The sequence below is a fragment of the Nocardia otitidiscaviarum NBRC 14405 genome (assembly GCF_000308635.1).
Taxonomy (GTDB): Bacteria; Actinomycetota; Actinomycetes; order Mycobacteriales; family Mycobacteriaceae; genus Nocardia; species Nocardia otitidiscaviarum.
This window is the reverse complement of record NZ_BAGD01000270.1, coordinates 1-16,807: the sequence shown is the minus strand read 5'-3', so window position 1 is coordinate 16,807 and position 16,807 is coordinate 1. Positions and strand designations below refer to the sequence as shown.

Sequence of the window (16,807 nt, the reverse complement as noted above, 5' to 3'; positions counted from 1 at the left end):
CACTCGGGCTGCACAATCAGAACGTTAAGCCATCCCCAACAGTGGGGATACCACCGCGAAATTGGTTCTCATCGTTCCTATTCCGGCTCCCAGGCGGCTTGCACCAGGTCTTTGCGGGCATGTAAAGGCTCGACGAAGATCCCGCGGCCGGGCGGCTGTTTCGTGGGTTTCACGTCGCCGATCAGAATGCCGTCGAGCTTGGATCCGTCCATGATCAGGCCGGAGGAGTTCAGGTTCTTCATCTGACCGAGAATGTTGTCGTAGAGCGCGGAGTCGGCCTGGGCGATATTGCGGGCCGCGATGACGTGCAGGCCGGTGTCGCGGCCATCCACGATGATGTCCTTGATCGGGTCGAGGGGATTCATCATGCCGCGCTGCGCCACCATGTGGTAATCGTCGATGACCAGGAAGATCTCGGGCCCGCTCCACCAGGACCGCTCCTTGAGCTGCTGTGAGGTGACACCGTCCGGCGCGCGGCGGCTGCGCATCTTGGCGGCGAAGGCCGGCAGCCCGTCGGCGAGATCGCGTTCCGTCGTCAGATACCCGATCCGCTGTTCGTCGCTGATCGCGTCCATGTGCCGACGCCGATAGTCGACCAGCAGCACTCGTGCCTGGTCCGGGGTGAACTGCCGCTGAATGGATTCCAGGAACGCCGCGATCACCGACGACTTTCCGCTGCCCGAGGAGCCGAGCACGATCATGTGCGTGGATACCCCGAAATCGACGGCGGCGACACTCAGATCGGATTCTCGTACCCCGAACGGCAGCACCAGCCGCTGCGCGAGAGTCTGCGGGGCCGGGCGAGCCGCGTGGATCTCGTCCCAGCCGATCCGGGACGGCAGCAGCTTCACGACGGGAGCCTTCCGGCCCGCGTAGACCCGGGACAGATGCTCGATCGCGGCAGCGAGTCCCTCGGCCGCGGAGTCGGCCTCGCTCACCCCGTCGATCCGGGGCAGCGCGGTCAGCATGTGCAGGGCATCGACGGAGATGCAGCGACCCGGCCGATTCGGCGGGATCGCCGCGACCAGGCCACGGTGCGAGTTGAACGCGGTGTCGGTCAGATCGCCGAGCCGCAGTTCCACTCGGGTCTGCAGCATGTCCTTCATCGCGGGCCGGATCGCGGCCCAGCGCGAACTGCTGATCACCAGGTGGATGCCGTAGTTCAGGCCCTGCAGGGCAAGGGCTTCCAACGTCGGCATGTACTCGTCGTAATACGGCCCGGTGATCGTGAATCCGATATCCCAGCCGTCGACGACCAGGAAGACGTCGCCGTGCTGATCGCGCGCGGTCAACTCGGCCGCGGTCTCCGGCGAGGCCAGCCGCCGCCGAAATTCCCGCATGCTGTCGATGCCGAGTTCGGCGAACAGCGCCTGCCGACTCGCCAGCAGGTTGTTCACCAGCGCGATGGTGCGCCGGATCCGGTCCGCGTCCCGGGGCAGCGCCACCGAACCCACGTGCGGGAGGTTGCGCAGCGCCGCCAGACCACCGGAGAAGTCCAGGCAGTAGAACTGCACCTGTTCCGGGGTGTGGGTGAGAGCCGCGGACAGGATGAGGGTTTGCAGCGCGGTGGACTTGCCCGACTGCGGCCCGCCGACGATGGCCGCGTGCCCACCGGCACCGGACAGATCCATCGACCATACGTCTTGGCGCTGTTGGCGCGGCTTGTCCACGATCGCCAGCGGGATGCGCAGTCCGCCCGGCTCGACGGCGGGAACCAGCCGATCCAGGGTCGGCGCGACATTCAATGGCGGCAGCCACATCTTGTGCGCCGGTCGGCCGTGCCCGGCCAACTGTTGCAGCACCGTCTCCATCACGGTGATCGGTTCGCCCTCGGGCTCCGGATCCGGTGTCGTCGGCTGCTCCGGTTCGGGCACCGGTGGCCGGATGTCGGCGACCGCGGCCGCCGTGAACAACTGCGGCGGTCGATAGCCCCCGCCGGGTCGACGGGCCCGGTTCGGAGTCGCGGACCCGGCCGAGGTCGGCGAGGGAGCCGTCCACGACTCGCCGACGTACGCGGCCTGGAACCGCTGTAGCTCACCGGCGCCCACGCGCAGATAGCCGGACCCGGGCTTCTTCGGCAGATGATAGGCGTCCGCGGTGCCGATCGCGTCACGTGAGTCGCTGGTCTGGTTGGTGCGCAACGCGACCCGGTACGACAGGTGCGCCTCCAGTTCGCCCATTCGATTGGAGGGCACCTTCTGCGAGGACAGCAACAGGTGGATGCGCAGCGACCGCCCGAGCCGCCCGATCGCCACGAACAGTTTGGCGAAATCCGGGTACTGCTCCAGCAATTCGGCGAACTCGTCGAGAATGATGAACAGGGTGGGCAGTGGCGCCAGGTCGGCGCCCTGTTCCCGGGCCTTCTCGTAGTCGGCCACATTGGCGAAATTGCCCGCGTCGCGCAGAATCCGCTGCCGGCGCGCCATTTCGCCGTTGATCACGTCCTCCATACGGGTGACCAGGTCGGATTCTTCCTCCATATTGGTGACCACGGCCGTCACGTGCGAGAGGCGGTCGAAGCCCAGGAAGGTCGCGCCACCCTTGAAGTCGACCAGCAGCAGGTTGAGGGCGTCCGGCGAATGGGTGGCGACGGCGGAGAGCACCAGGGTGCGCAGGAACTCGGACTTGCCGGATCCGGTTGCGCCGATGCACATTCCGTGCGGGCCCATACCCTCCTCGGCGGATTCCTTGATATCGAGGAACACCGTCGCACCCGCCGGATCGTGGCCGAACGGGATGTTCAACCGGGCGCGGTCGCTGTCCCGCCGCGGCGGCCACTGCCGGTCGATGCGGATCGCCCCGGGATCGGCGATGCCGACCATCTCCTGCCATGAGGTGCCGCCGCTGGCCTGCTCGGCCGCCACGGCCTCCACCACCGACGACAGCCGGTACGGGGAAACGCTGCGGGCCAGCGCGGTCATGGCGGACACCGATATCCGATCGGCGATGGCGACCTGTCGGGTGGACCGCGAGGTCACCTCCCGGATGGTCCGGTCGGCGTCCACGGTGAACCGCAGCGAGCGCGGCAGCGGTTGTTCGGTCGCACCGATCCGGATCCAGGTGCAGCCGTCGATACCGGAGATATCGCGTTCGTTCGCCGAGCCGCCGACATCGACGATCAGCACGAGATGCTTCTTGTCCACCGCGGGTTCGGCGGTGGTGGAGAACGGACCGCGATTGAACTGGGCCAGCACCTTGGCCCTGATCTCGCCCACGGTGCGGTAGACCATCCGGCCGGGGCCGATACCGTCGGTGGCGTCGCGATGTTGACTGTGCGGCAACCATTTCAGCCAGCCCCACTCCGGTGCGTCCGGATCCTGCAGGGCGGCGGCCACCGCCACCTGGTCCGGGCCGTGCAGGACGGCGATCTCGGCGATCATCGACCGCACCAGCGCGGCGACCGCGTCCGGATCACCGTCGAAGATCACCTGGGGGGTGGACAGCAGGTTCATCGCCACCGGCATCCCGCCGACGGTGGAGTAGGCCTTGGCGAAGCGGGTGATCTCGACGACGCCCACCGGATCGAGGTCGGAGGTGGGCGCCGCCTCCGGCACGATCACCCGTACCTGATTGGCGATCCGCCCCAACCCGATTCGCACGCGCAGGAACTGCGGGTGCGGTGCCTGGATCTCCCACATCCGCTTGCCGCCGACGAGCTTGCCGATCTCGTCCGGCCCCGGGTGCGAATACCGCAGGAAGCGGTGCAGTTCGGCTTCGGCGTCGTGCACGGTCTTGCGATGGTCGGTGATACTGCGCAGATAGTCCTTGCGGTCCTCGTTCACCTCCGCGGCGGAGCCCTTGTTGCCGCCGCCCAGCCCGCCGCTCATCATGCCGACCATCGACACCATCATCATCATGGGGAAGAACAGCATCATCGGTGACATGGCCCGCCCGCCGCGGAACATCATCACCATCATGCCGACCATCGCGGCCACCATGACGACGGGCAGGATCATCTTCAGTTTGGACGGCGGTACCGGCCGGGGCAGTTCGGTCGGCGGCTGTAGCTTCAACTCGGCCACCGCCGGAGCCTTCGGCCCCGTCACCATTCGGGCCGGTCGTACGAACCGTCGTGTCGTAGTCATCGTCCGTCCCCGCCGAAGCCGACACCGGTGTCGTTGGATGGAATGCCGTCGTGCTGGATCCGGGCATCCACCTGGGACAGCGTGGGCCCCACCGCGAACAGTGAGACGATCGACCACGGTGCGGGCACCGGGGTGCCGAGGTTCAGCGACCGCAGTGTCGGATCCGCCGACGGCGATCGGCCGGGCTCGACGGCGATGCCGTAGCGGACTCCGCTGTCGGAGATCCACCACAGCGATTCCCGCAGACCGGATCCGGGATCATCACCGGTCACCTGGATGAATCGCCCGCTGGTGCGGGGCAGATAGGCGGCATCGGCGGTGGTGCCCGCCGAACCGGCCGCGGTCACCAGCCCGACCGGCAGCCGCTGTTCATCGGGGGCGAGCGGCAGCTGCCGGCCCACCAGCAGATCGATCATGGCACTCGGTTCCGTGTCGAGACGCTCCCAGGACAGGCAGGTCACCGCGTGCGTCGAGGTGTCCACCAGGCGGACGGGACGGCGGGGGTAGTGCTCGGTCCCCGGCCAGTCCCCGGGCCGTAGGTTCGCGGCGATCACGCTCGGGCTCACCGTCTGCGACGAAATGGCGCCACGCACATCGAAATTGCGGACCATCGCCGCGAGCACCGGGCTCACCCGGACCGCACCCGACGACGAGACCAGGTAGTACTCCGCGCCCCGATCCGGCTGCGAGACCGTCAGCACCGACCCCACCGGCACCGTCAGGCCGGTCGAGAAGGTCATGCTGGTGCCGAAATCGGGGATCTCGGGCACCCGGAGGGCCGGAACCTCGGGTATCGCCTCGATCAGTCCGTCGGAGGCGGGCATGACGGGTGCGGTGGCATCGAGCCCGAGGGCCAGGGTCACCGCGGAGTCGGCGAGGTCGATCATGGCGCGCACCGCGCCGTTCGAGCCGTCACGATACACCAGCCAGATCGTGCGCCCGTTGCGCATCAGCCGCGCCTCGTCCGCCTCCAGTTCCCGCGCGCCGTCGCCGTCCACGGTGAGCGGGCCACCGATCGCGGTGGTATGCACCGGCGCGGTCGTCGCCGTCGGCACGCCGGTTTCCGGATCCACCGGAGCGGCGGCCCCGCCCCGGGCTCGGTCGCACACCGCCCAGTACGAGTCGCGATCCGAACTGCCCACCATGCGGCCCGGTGCGCCGGGAATGCCGACCCACGGCCCGCGCGGGTACTTCGCCAGTTCACCCGCGTCGACCCGCACCGGATCGACCGCCTGCCCGGTGATCAGCCGCGCCGAGGTCAGATTGAGCGCCGGATACATCCGGCCGCCCATGTTCACATACAGCGCCCCGGTGTCCTTGTCGGCCACGATCGGCGAGTCGCCCACCTTCTTCGCGGGCGAGAAGAACGCCAGCACGGCCGCACCGGCGACGCCGACACAGGCCAGCGCGAGGCCGATCATCAGGGCGGTCGACCGGCCGCGCTGTGGATCGTCCAGCATCGAGGCGTCGCGGCGCACCAGCGCGTGCTCGATCCGGCGGAGCAGAAAGCGCCATCCGGACACCTGGTGTTTGGACACCACCCGGAAGCGGGCCACGGTGTGCTACCTCTGCGCGGTGGGTGTCAAACCCGCCAGGGCCGCCGTGATGTCGAAGGCGTCGACGGTCATCAACTCTTGGTCGGTCATCGCCGAGATGTCCACATTGTCGCGGGTGAAACGGTAGTCCCGCTCGGCCTCGGCGGCTTCGACAACATTGCGCACGAAGCGGCCGTTGCCGGCCAGGTCGATCATGCGCCGGCCCCCGGCGTCGCGGCGGGACATCTCCGCGCACCGTTCCCGCAGAATCTCCCGGGCGTCCTCGGAGATCAGCGAATCCTTCTTCTTGGCAATGTGATCCGCGATCTGCACCAGTTCGTCCGGGTCGTAGCTGGGGAAGCGGATCCGCTTGGTGAACCGTGAGGACAAGCCCTCGTTCGAGGCCAGGAACCGGTCGATCTCGTCCTCGTAGCCGGCGATGATCACCACCAACTTGTCGCGGTCGTTCTCCATCCGGGCGAGCAGCGTGTCGACGGCTTCCTTGCCGAACGCGTCGCCGCCCGACAGTCCCTCCTGGATCAGCGTGTACGCCTCGTCGATGAACAGCACCCCGCCCAGCGCCGAGTCGATCAGCGCATTGGTCTTGGGCGCGGTGTGGCCGAGATGGGTGCCGACCATATCGTTGCGGGACACCTCCACCACATCGGCCTTCTCCACCACCCCGAGTCCGGCGAAGATCTTGGCCACCACCCGCGCGATGGTGGTCTTGCCGGTGCCGGGCGGGCCGGAGAAGATCAGGTGCTGGGATTTGGAGTCGACGGCCAGGCCGCGCTTGGCCCGGACCTGATCCATCTGCACACCGGATTTCAATCGGTCGACCTGCTCTTTGACCGATTCCATCCCGATCTGCGCCCGCAACAGCTCCGATGCCTCGGCCAGCAGCGACGCCCGCTCCTCCCGGGCTGCCGCGGCCGCGACCTCGACCGGATCGTCACCGGACTTCGGATCCCATTCGTCGGTGCGGGACGCGATCACGGCCGGTGTGGTCTGCGGCAGCCGATAGGACTTGTCCTCGACCGCGCGCTGCCACTCCGGGCGCGCGGACCAGAGTCCGGAGCCCTGCAACCCCTTCAGCACCTTGTCGCCGGCCTCGTGCTCGCCGGTGTGCCGCAACAGCATTCCGTACAGGAAGTGCGCGTCCGCCCAGATGTACGACTGGTTGCCCGACGAGCTGTCCTCCACCAGCCGCCGCGCGCGCGGCAGCGCCTCGCCGAACCGGCCCAGGTGCGCCATGGCCTGGGCGGCCATCAATTCGGCGGCGATATCGAGCAGGCCGTCGTCGAGCACCGGCCGCCGGGTCCGCATCTCGAGCACATCGGTCCAACGTTCCGTGCGGAAGTACAGTGACATTCGGACGAATTCGGCGACCTCGTCACCCGGTACCTCGTCCAGGATCGCGGCGGCCTCCCGCCACTCCCCCGCCTCGGCGTAGGCGGCGGCCTGCGCGATGGCGATCTGGTCCCGGTCGGCCATGGCCACCCGCAGCCCGTACATCCCGATCTCGACCTGGCACCACAGGGCCCGATCGACCAGGCCGGCCCGCTGCTGGTCCCGGTACAGATTGTGCACCGATCGATAGGCACCGTAGATCACCTCGGGAGTGACCTCACCCGCCATCGCGCGCCCCAGCCAGGCATCGCACATGTCCGGGTCCAGATCTGTCGCCGCCCTGAATGCGGCCGCCGCGTGCTCCTCATTGCGCATACCGCCGGCGATCAGACCCAAAGCCTGCACACCGGTGTAGAACGCGTCCTCCGGACCCGACACTCGCCCCGTCCCTTCCGCCGATCTCGTTCCCCCGCACCATAAGTCACCCCGCCGAACGTCTCACCGGACTCATTCCCACCGGTGGGAACAGGTCCTGACGTGCGGCGATGGCCGCGCGGACCCGCTACGCCTAGATCTCGGTGAGGCCGTCGTCGGACAAATCGTCGGCCGACGGCGCGGCGTCCGCCTCGTCGTCGGCGTCCGAGGCCGGTCGCGTCGCCGCCGGTTGCAGCGCGGAACGGACAGTCCGGCCCAGTGCGCCGACCACAGGTCCGAGCGGCCCCAGCGGGTCGGCAGCCGGTTGCCCGACCGCTTCACCCGTGGCCGACGAATCGGGCTGTGGCGACTCCGGTTCGCCCTCGGCTTCGTTCCCGTCCGGGTTCGGCTGCTCCGCCTCGGCGTTGCGCGGATCGGTCGGAGCGGGCGAATCATTCGGCGCGGGTGCGCTTTCCGGTGCGGGTGCGCCGCCCTCACCGTCCTCCGGTTCGCCGTTGAGGTTCTCCAGTAGGTCGGGCACCATGTTCAGCAGCGGCATGGCCATCATGGGAAGCATGGCCAGCATCGGGAGCATCGAGGCGATTCCGCCGCCGTCACCGCCCCCGCCACCGCCACCGGCCGCACCGCCGCCGCCGGGTTTGCCGTCGCCGTCATCCTCGGAACCGGCCATATCCTTGTTCAGTTCCGCGACAGCGGTCAGCTTGTTCTGCACGGCGGCGACGGCCTCCGCGAGATGGCGCAACAGTTCCATCTCCTGAGCGGGCTTCAACTCGGCCTTGCCGACGGCCTCGAGTTTGCCATTGAGGTCGCCGACGATGTCCTTGATGGCGCGTAGCGTCTGATCCTCTTCGCTGGAAACGTATTTCGCGATTTCCACGACATTGCGATCCGCCCGCAGCAACGCGCCCTGGCGGGCCTCGACCTTGGTCAGGGTGTCCTTATACGCCTCGGTGGACTCGCCCTTGCCGAGATTCTCGTAGACCACCGGGCGGATCAGATCCTCGACCTTCGGCGGCGGACTGGTCGTGCCGATACCGAGCAGGTTCACGCAGCCCTGAATGGCGGCCTCGGCCAGCGCGATGTACGCCTGCAGACCGGTCGACGCGCCGGGTGGCCGGACGAGTTCGACGGTCCAGAAGTTCTTGTCCTCTTTTTTGTCGGTCTCCTCGGCCAACAGCGCGAACAGCCGTTCCTCGAGATCCGCTACCTGCTCGTCGGTCAGCTCAGCCGCCATGCCGTCGCCACCACCTCTCTGCCCCGTCCGCCCATTGTCGTTTATCCCCTACCGTGGGAAGGGCCGACAATGAGCCGGGGGCGATCCGAGAGGTGGGCGGGCGGTGAATCGATCGAATGGTGGCGGATTTGACTGCTGATGTAGACGAGACATTGCGTGTGCTGGCCGGCCTGTACGGCGAAGGACGGCCCGCGACCGGTCATTCGACGGTCATGATGCGCGATATCGCCGCCGGTATGCGCGCGCAGAGTGCGTCCGGCCTGGCCGGATACACCGAAGCCCTCGGCGCGCACACCGTTGTCGCCGACAGCCAGTCCCGCCGAGACGGCACCGTGCACACCTCCGTGGCCCGATCCGGCGACGGCACCGTGGTCGGCAGACAGCAACTCGCACACCAGCTCACCGAATTCCGGACCCGCGTGCAGGCCCTCGTCTCGGTGGGTGACGCCCGGTTCAGCGGACCCGCCCTGCTCGACACCGCGCAGCGGAGTATCGCGCAGGCGACCAGGCAGGTCACCGCCGACCTGGACACCGCCCGCCGCCTGGCCGCGCAGATCATGCCACCGGCGGTCGCGCCGCCGCGCCCGCGCACGGTGCCTACCAACCGCCGGGTACGGCGGCGGCGGCGGATCCGCCCGGTGTCCGCGGCACTCGGCGCCCATACCGCGCCGCCGCGCGGATCGCACCGGCAGTCGGACGGCACACCGGGGGGCGCGGCGGTATCCGCGGCGAGCGGCTGGCTCGGCACGCCCTATGTCTGGGGTGGCGGCGGCGCAAACGGCCCGAGCGGCGGCGGCTTCGACTGCTCGGGGTTGACGCAGTACGCGGTGGCTCAGGCTTCCGGCGGCGAGGTGGTGCTGCCCCGCACCACCTACGAACAGATCTACAGCGGCTTCCGCATTCACCCCCGCGATGCCCAGCCGGGTGATCTGGTGTTCCCCGGTAGTTCCTTCAGCGCCCGCGGGCCCGAGCACGTGCAGCTCGCGGCGGGCGGCGGCAAGGTGATCGAGGCGCCGTATTCCGGCGCGAGCGTCCGCTGGTCCGATCTGGACCACAACTCCGTCGTCGTACGGGTTCTGTAAACGGGCCGTATGAGGTTGCACGCGTGGCGATTCAAATTCCGAGCGAAGTCGCGCTCTTCCTGAATTTCTTGGGATTTCCGTATCCGGATATCAACGAAGACCACGTGCGCGAACTCGCGGACCAGGTACGCACCTTCGCCGAGAAGGTGCGGAACACGCACACCGCGGCGACCGGCACGATCAACGATATGGGGTCGGTGTACTCCGGCTATTCCTACGAACAGCTCGTCACCACCTGGGCGCGCATGAGCGCGACGAATATGGCCGACCTCGATCAGGCCTGCACGGTCGTCGCCACCGCGCTGGACGCCGCGGCGGTGGTGATCGTTACGGTCAAGATCGCGGTCCTGACCGAGCTCGCGGCGCTGGCGGTCGCGTACGCCACGGCCATGTCGGCGGCGGTGGCCACCTCCGGGCTGTCCGCCACCATGGGTCCGGCCATCGCGGCTGCGGCGCGGCGACTGCTCGTCGCCATGGAACAGACCTTGCTCAGCTACCTACTGGCCGAAGTGATCGGCCGCGCGATCGAACCGCTCGAGGAAACCGTCGCCCGGGTGGTCAACGGGTTCGCCTACGAGTCCGCGCGCCGCGCCCTCGGGGTCCCGTCTGAGGCCGGACCGACACAGACGCTCCATATCGATCCCGACGAGGTGCTGCGATACGCGAAGGTGCTCGACGATCACGCGGCCGACATCACCCGGCACGCGGAGGATTTCGCGAACAATGTCGCCGGTCTGGACTTCACCACCTCGGGCGGCGGGATGGACGAGCCTGCCGGAATCCCCCGTACCTCGGCCTCGCCCGACCCAGGACCGGGCACGGGTGCACCGGATTCGACTCCGCATGGGGATTCGCGGTATGCCGGTGATCCGTCCACGGCCGCCTCCCCGGCCACCGTGGCGGCACCGACGGCGCGGCCGCTGACGATCGGTCTCGAAGAACCTTCCGGCACAACGCCGTCGGAATCCGCCGCGACCGCCTCGGCATCCGAGTCCCGGGCGCAGCATCCGACGGCGTCCGCGCCTGACGACACCGGCCGAGGCGAACAGTCGACCGATGCCGCGCGGCAAGCCCCCGGTACACCGGACCAGAACGGTAGCGGCACTGCGGGACAACCGGCCGGGGCGAACAACGGCGGCAATGCCGGACGCCCGCCGGACCAGTCGGCCGGGGACACTCCGGCACCGGTCCGAGCGATGCCTGACTCGTCCGAGCCCGTCGGCCAGCGTCCCGGAGCCGAATCACGGTCGGACGGGCAGCACGATATTCGTGCCACCGATACGGCCCCGGCCACCACGACATCCGATCCGGCTGCTTCTCGGGCTGTCGGTTCCCTGTCCGACACAACCGCATTCACGACGCCGTCGGCGTCCGCAGCAGCGACGGCGGCGTCGGTGTCGGCATCCGGAGATGGGCAGCGGGACGGTAGTGGCGCCGGGAACCTCGCACCATCCGCCGGAGCGAGTCCACCGCGTGCCACGAGAGCGACGCCGTGGACACGCAAGGCGAAACCGGCCGGATCGAGCACGACGCCTCCGGAGCAGGACCTCGTGGACCCGACCCGACCCACGGCACCGCACACCGAGCACACGCCCCTCGCCACCCCCTGGTCGAGAACCCGGCCCGCCGCCGACACCCCGGCCGGGGTCTCCGTGCCCGAAACCACCCGTCCCGCACCGAAAGTCGCGACAACCGCGGACGTTTCCGACACCCGCAGGGCGGAGCCGATCCCACCGCCGGGCGTCGCCGCCTCCGCACGGCCTGTCGCCGCCGACCACGGGGGCCCACCGGCGCCGAACGGCGAAGCCGACACGGCGGGCTCGGCGGCCCCTGCCGGACCCGCCGTCCCTCGCACATCCACCGGACCAGGCGAACCTGGCAAACCTGACAAACCCGCTGAACCGGGTGAATCTGGCGAGCCTGCGGGACCTGGTGGCTCCGGCGAGCCCGCGGCACCTGGCGAATCTGCCGGGCCTGCCGGGCCTGAAGTATCGCGCGGACCGCGCAGGCCCGGCGGGGTCACCGCGCCCGAAGTCGGTCCGCCGACATCCGTCTGACCAGGGCGTCGGTCAGATCCGGCGCATCGGCCAGGCGGATCGCCGCCACGGCGGGCATCGCCCACATCATGCGGTCTGGGATTCGTTCCGCCACAAGGCGTTATCGTGTGCGATACACGCACAGGACGTCGGGCGCATCGGCGGCGAACCGTGCGCGTCCGCGGTGATCCGGCCGATCCGATGCCGCCGGTCCGGCCCATCCGGTCGCCGCCATCGGTCCGGCTCATCGGGCTGCCGCCGACCGTCCGGCCCGTCCCGGTCGCCACCGCCCGTCCGGACCATCCGGTCGCCATCGCCCGTCCTGCCCACCGGGTTGCCGGAGGCGCGCGCCCGCGCGGCCCGAGTTCGGTGAACGGAATTGCGGCGGCGCACTTCGGCTCCGCCCCTACCGGAGCGTCGGAGCCTCCACGGCGGGCGGTTCCGGTGCGGTCCGGTCCGAGGCGGTGACCGGCGGCGGGGCGGCCGTGGCGGCATCGTCGGTGGGATCGGGATTCGGTGTGGCCTGGTCGATTCCGGTCGGATGGAAGTAGCCGACGAAGTCGCCGTACGGCCCATTTCCGTCATCGGGGGGATTGTTCGGATCCAGGGGTACGAGTTGCCCGCTCACAATGACCTTCAGGCCCTCGTCGGTCACCACCACCAGCGCTGTCCGGTTCTCCCACTGCACCACATCGCCGGTCTGGATGCCGGGACGGGGTCCGTCATCGGTTCCCCCGGGTGTCGGGCCCACGGGAATCCATGAATTGCCCGCCGACGCCTCCGCGACCGTCCCCTCGTAGGCACCCCGCCCGTCACTGCCGTTCGGGTTGTGCAGTTCCTTGTTCACCGCTTCGGCGACCACTGCGGGCACTTTCTGCGTCGTACCGTCCGGGAGCTTGACGTCCACCATCCCACCCCGTGGGGTGAGTGTCTGCGGCGGAGGGCCGACGCCCTCGGGCGGGGTCACCGCTTCGGGCATCTCGCTCCCCGGAATCGGCACCGGATTCTGGTCGGGCGCATACGGATTCCCACCGGGGTCGGTGTTCCGAGGGTCCTCGTCGGGCGCGGAATCGGGTTCCTTGCGTGCGAACGGACTGTTGTTGCCGGACAACCCCGACATGAGCGCGGCGACCGGCAGCATGTCCATGCCGCCCATACCAGAGTTGGTGTTCTGCCCGGGGACCTGGGTGGCCTGCGGGGTAGGTGTAGGTGTATCGCTGGCACCGCCATCCGCACCGCCGGGGTCGGTGTCCGCGTTCCCCGCTTCGGCACCATCGTTTCCCCGTTCAGCCTCCAGATCGCTGATTATCTGTTCCAGTTTCTCGGCGGTGAGTCCGCTACCACCCTCGGTCTCGCCGCCGTCCTCCGCCCCCGTCTTCCCACCGGAGCCATTGATCAGATCCTCGTACAGATCCCCTGGATTCTGCAGTCCGTTACCGGCGAACGGGTCGCCGTTGCCGTTGCCATTGCCGTTGCCGTTGCCGTTGCCATTGCCATTACCGTTGCCGTTGCCATTGCCATTGCCATTGCCATTGCCATTGCCATTACCGTTGCCATTGCCGTCACCGTCACCATTGCCGTCGCCATCGCCATTGCCGTCGCCATCGCCGTCGTCGTCATCGGTTCGCGCGGCCTTGTCCTGGAATTCCTTGACCGCTCGGTCGTATTCTGTGTCCCAGGCCCCAGAAGCGTCGATGATCTTCTGGACGTAGTAGTACTGCTCCCTATCAGGATGCAGCTGGTATTGCTGGGCTCCCGACTCGGTTTCGTTCAACTCGTACAAAACACTGGTGAAGTGCTCTCGCTGGTTGCTGTCGTAGGCCGCGAAGGTGTCGGCGATGATGTTTCCGTCCTCATCGACATCGAGCGTAGTATCTTCGCGATTCTCCATGAATTCGAGCAGATCCACTTCGAGATCCGACTTCAAGTCGTTCTTGATCCTTCGTAGGGCCGCCAGGATCTCTTCCTTTTTGGCCGGGAGGTCGTCGACATCGATCTTGACAGTATCGTTCTTGTCGTCGAACAAGGATTGCCGCTCATCCATGCGTTCGGCGAATGTCTCGTGTTCGTCATTGGTCGCCGATTGATCCTCGATACCCATGACATTTTTCCAGCCATTCGTCGTCCCGATATCCTGGAGGACGTTGGTGAACTCCGGGGCCGACTCCGGATCGCCCACGCCGATCGAGTCGAAGCCCTCCTGCATGGTGTCCTGAGTATCCCTGATCAACAGTTTCAGGTCCGGACTGGCACCGCGCGGAATGGGGAAATTCACCACTTCGATGCGATCCCCTTCCGGGGTCATCACCGTCTGTTCGCCGAATTCTCCCCAGAACGGCACCTCGCCCAGAGTTTCGGCGTCCAGATTTTCTCCGTCGGTTTGAATGGATCCGTAGTCTTCGTCATCGATATCGGTCATCTCGACCGAGTACGGCACGCCATCCTCGGAAATACGGTAATCGACATCCTGGGACGTGGGCCACGATTCGATCTCGACATGCTCGTCGCCCACGACCTGATAGAGGGTGAGCTCCCCTTCCGGGTCGTCTTGAGCGTAGTAAAACCCCTCGTCGGGTCGATCAGTGGTGTCATCCTTACGTTCACCATCGCTGCCGTATACCGCGTAATTTGTCATGATCTCTCCTCGCTACTCGGCGCGCAGCAGCCCGCTGTCCGATCCGGCACGGAGATCAGGGACGACGACAGGCCGTCCGGCGTCGAGCGCCGGTCCGACGGACACCTTCCGGGAATCGGCGAATGCCGGATGCTTCACAATCTGCTCGTACGCGTAGAACTGATCGCGCAACCGGCGATATCCCGGCTGACCGTCCAGCAGCAGCGCCAACTCGGTACATCGGCGCTGAAACACCAGGGACCGCAGGGTTTCCCGGTCCCCTGCCGCGTGGGATCGGATCACCTCGACAAGGGCGTTATCCGCCTGCCGCAACTCGGCCCACCACTGTTTCGGTGCGGGCTCCCCGGCCTCGAGCAGTGCCAGTGTCTGTTCCCGCAGCTGTTCGACCGGCACCGCGGCCATCGGCGTGGCGTCGGCTCGCCGCACCCGGTGATGGGCGTCGACAGCCAATGCGAGGCCCCGGGTCGCGCGCGCCGCACGCGGTACGCCGAATGCCTCGGCCAGCGCGTCAGCGGACCCGGCGAAGCCCAACCGGTCGACGGTACGGGGTCCGGGACTCCGCAGATTCACTTCGTTCGCGGGTTCGACCCGCTCGCCGACCGCCGTTTCCGGATTATCCGCCAGCAGTTGCGGATCGATGTGGTCCGAACTCACCAGCGCGGTCAGGCTGGCATTCGCCCTCGGGCCGAAGATCCGGGCGAACTCCACCAGAATGCGGGCCGGGTCGGTGTACTGTTCCCATGCGGCCCAATCGGATTCCCGCACCCCCACCGCATCGTCGCGTCGCCACGGCGTGGACAGATTCCGCGGCAGGTACAGACCGGGCGGCAACCAGCCCCGGCCCTCGTTCGTGGTGAGGAACAGCGCCATGCCGACCGGACTGCGCAGTGCGGCGACCGACCACGCCAGCGTGGGTGCCGTCGACCCGACGGCATCCAGTATCGAGGCGAGCAGTCTACGGGCGGCCGCCAAGTCGGGACTCTCGGCCTTCGACGTCGGCTGTAGACGCTGTCGTGCGCCAGATCTGGTCGCGGCCGCTCCCACGGTCATGGGAGATGCCGGTCTGGCGGCACCGGTGGATTGCGCGCGAGAGTGCGCGTCGGCGGCCGCGAGCCCGGCCACCGGAGGAGGACCCGCTCCGGGACCGGAGACGGTCACCCCCGCCGGAGCCGGTGAGCCGAGTCCGGTCGGACCGCCCGGCGGTGGTGCGGCCCCGCTGCCGCCCGCCCGCCCGGTGTTCTCCTGTGCCCGAGGGGGCTCACCGGACACCGGAGGCGGAGTCGAAAGTCCGGAGTGCTGAGAATCGGAGCGGTTCTGGGCACTTGCTCCCGGGATCACCGCCGGGGCCGAACTATCGTCTGGAAGGTGTTGCGGCGCAACCGGTCGACCGGTTACGGGGCCGCTCGGCACGGAGTTCGGCGTCGACGGCCCCTGAGTCACGGCGGGGGGATTCGTGACAACCGAAGGCGTGACTACCGGGCTCGTGGCGGCGGGAGCTGTCGAAACGGGCACCGGCCCACCGGATGTGGGCACGGCGTCGAAACCGCGCCCGCGATCACCGATATTCCGCCCGGAATCGTGGTCTCGATGTTCGAGCTCATTTGCCGCCGCCCGCAGGATGTCGCGAGTCCGCTCATGTCTGGCGGCCTGCTTTTCCGCCCGTCGGTGCCGCCGGTCGAAATAGTCCGCCAGTGCGGCACGCATCGGTTCGGCGATGGTTCCGTACTGAGATCGGAATCGGCCGATCCAGCCCTCCGGAATCCGGCCCGCCTCCCGGATCTTTGCGGCGGCCCGATCGTGCCGGTCGGCCAGCGCGCGCAGATTATCCGGATCGAGGCGCAGCTGGTTGACCATCCGGATGTCTCCCTCCGCTGACGTACCTGCCGTTCATTCTCCTTGCTTCCCAAAGTTGGGAATCTGATCCTTCGGACCGTTTCCGGAACGCCACTCGCGCACGATCTCGCCCAGCGGCCGGGGCCGATCGGTCGGGTCGCTCGTCGCGATCCGGTACTGCTGCCGTGCGTCGTTAGTGCTCTCCAGCACGGCGGCCATGATCTCGGCCACCAGCTCCCTGCTGGCGAAACGCGCACATGTTCCGGGTGCCAGATACAGGTTAAGCAGCTGCCCTTTGGCATTCACCTCGGGAATGACCATGCCGGACGGGGATGGACGGCGTGCGACTATGCGCTCGAACTTCTCCCGCATCGCCAGCGCGCGGTGTCGCAGCTCCCGCGCCATGGCTTGTGCGGCACGCACATTGGGATGGGGCTCACGACGTCGAGCGGTCACCGCGCGCCGTTCTTCCCGGAGCTGTAATCGTCGCGGCGCGGGTCCGGTGCGACCGCTCCGGCCGGGGGCACCGGCGGTACCGCTCCGGTAGGCGGCGCGGACGCGGTGGGCGGCACGGTCGCCGCA

9 protein-coding genes are annotated in these 16,807 nt (G+C 68.1%); 2 read left to right on the top strand and 7 right to left on the bottom strand.

Annotated elements, in window-relative coordinates:
• Positions 1 to 77 precede the first annotated feature (77 nt).
• The 4 genes from eccCa to ON31_RS30185 all read right to left on the bottom strand — a co-directional run bounded on the left by eccCa (position 78) and on the right by ON31_RS30185 (position 8,639).
• Positions 78 to 4,022 (bottom strand): type VII secretion protein EccCa, encoded by a 3,945-nt coding sequence (gene eccCa / locus ON31_RS30200; protein ID WP_255222318.1) that lies wholly within the window; start codon positions 4,020 to 4,022, stop codon positions 78 to 80.
• 59 nt (positions 4,023 to 4,081) lie between these two features.
• On the bottom strand, positions 4,082 to 5,641 hold the full coding sequence (eccB, locus tag ON31_RS30195; protein ID WP_039818536.1) for a type VII secretion protein EccB: 1,560 nt from the start codon (positions 5,639 to 5,641) through the stop codon (positions 4,082 to 4,084).
• A 6-nt stretch (positions 5,642 to 5,647) separates the two neighbouring features.
• Positions 5,648 to 7,408, bottom strand: a complete 1,761-nt coding sequence (eccA, locus tag ON31_RS30190; protein ID WP_039818534.1) for a type VII secretion AAA-ATPase EccA — start codon at positions 7,406 to 7,408, stop codon at positions 5,648 to 5,650.
• Between the two features lie 130 nt (positions 7,409 to 7,538).
• A complete protein-coding gene (locus ON31_RS30185; protein ID WP_039818533.1) occupies positions 7,539 to 8,639 on the bottom strand; it encodes a hypothetical protein in 1,101 nt (366 codons plus the stop codon).
• Positions 8,640 to 8,758: 119 nt separating this feature from the next.
• Between ON31_RS30185 and ON31_RS30180 the strand changes: the two genes are divergently transcribed.
• A complete protein-coding gene (locus tag ON31_RS30180) occupies positions 8,759 to 9,721 on the top strand; it encodes a C40 family peptidase (protein WP_255222319.1) in 963 nt (320 codons plus the stop codon).
• Positions 9,722 to 9,744: 23 nt separating this feature from the next.
• The gene (locus ON31_RS34975; protein ID WP_051037970.1) at positions 9,745 to 11,778 is read left to right on the top strand and encodes a WXG100-like domain-containing protein; all 2,034 of its coding nucleotides are present in this window, start codon (positions 9,745 to 9,747) and stop codon (positions 11,776 to 11,778) included.
• A gap of 385 nt (positions 11,779 to 12,163) precedes the next feature.
• Here ON31_RS34975 and ON31_RS37485 read toward each other — a convergent pair whose 3' ends face one another.
• The 3 genes from ON31_RS37485 to ON31_RS34965 are packed head-to-tail and all read right to left on the bottom strand — an operon-like array spanning position 12,164 to position 16,630.
• On the bottom strand, positions 12,164 to 14,392 hold the full coding sequence (locus ON31_RS37485) for a hypothetical protein (RefSeq protein ID WP_176569406.1): 2,229 nt from the start codon (positions 14,390 to 14,392) through the stop codon (positions 12,164 to 12,166).
• A gap of 12 nt (positions 14,393 to 14,404) precedes the next feature.
• Positions 14,405 to 16,246: a type VII secretion target gene (locus tag ON31_RS38715; protein WP_081592842.1), complete on the bottom strand. Its 1,842-nt coding sequence runs from the start codon at positions 16,244 to 16,246 to the stop codon at positions 14,405 to 14,407.
• A 33-nt stretch (positions 16,247 to 16,279) separates the two neighbouring features.
• Entirely contained in the window at positions 16,280 to 16,630 is a 351-nt protein-coding gene (locus ON31_RS34965) for a hypothetical protein (protein WP_052373577.1), read from the bottom strand.
• Between the last annotated feature and the right edge of the window lie 177 nt (positions 16,631 to 16,807).

What these genes read in the sequence shown, in the direction of transcription:
- ON31_RS37485 (WP_176569406.1), bottom strand. Translation starts at nt 14,392, where the DNA reads ATGACAAATTACGCGGTATACGGCAGCGATGGTGAACGTAAGGATGAC.
- ON31_RS30185 (WP_039818533.1), bottom strand. Translation starts at nt 8,639, where the DNA reads ATGGCGGCTGAGCTGACCGACGAGCAGGTAGCGGATCTCGAGGAACGG.
- ON31_RS34965 (WP_052373577.1), bottom strand. Translation starts at nt 16,630, where the DNA reads ATGGCGCGGGAGCTGCGACACCGCGCGCTGGCGATGCGGGAGAAGTTC.
- ON31_RS38715 (WP_081592842.1), bottom strand. Translation starts at nt 16,246, where the DNA reads ATGGTCAACCAGCTGCGCCTCGATCCGGATAATCTGCGCGCGCTGGCC.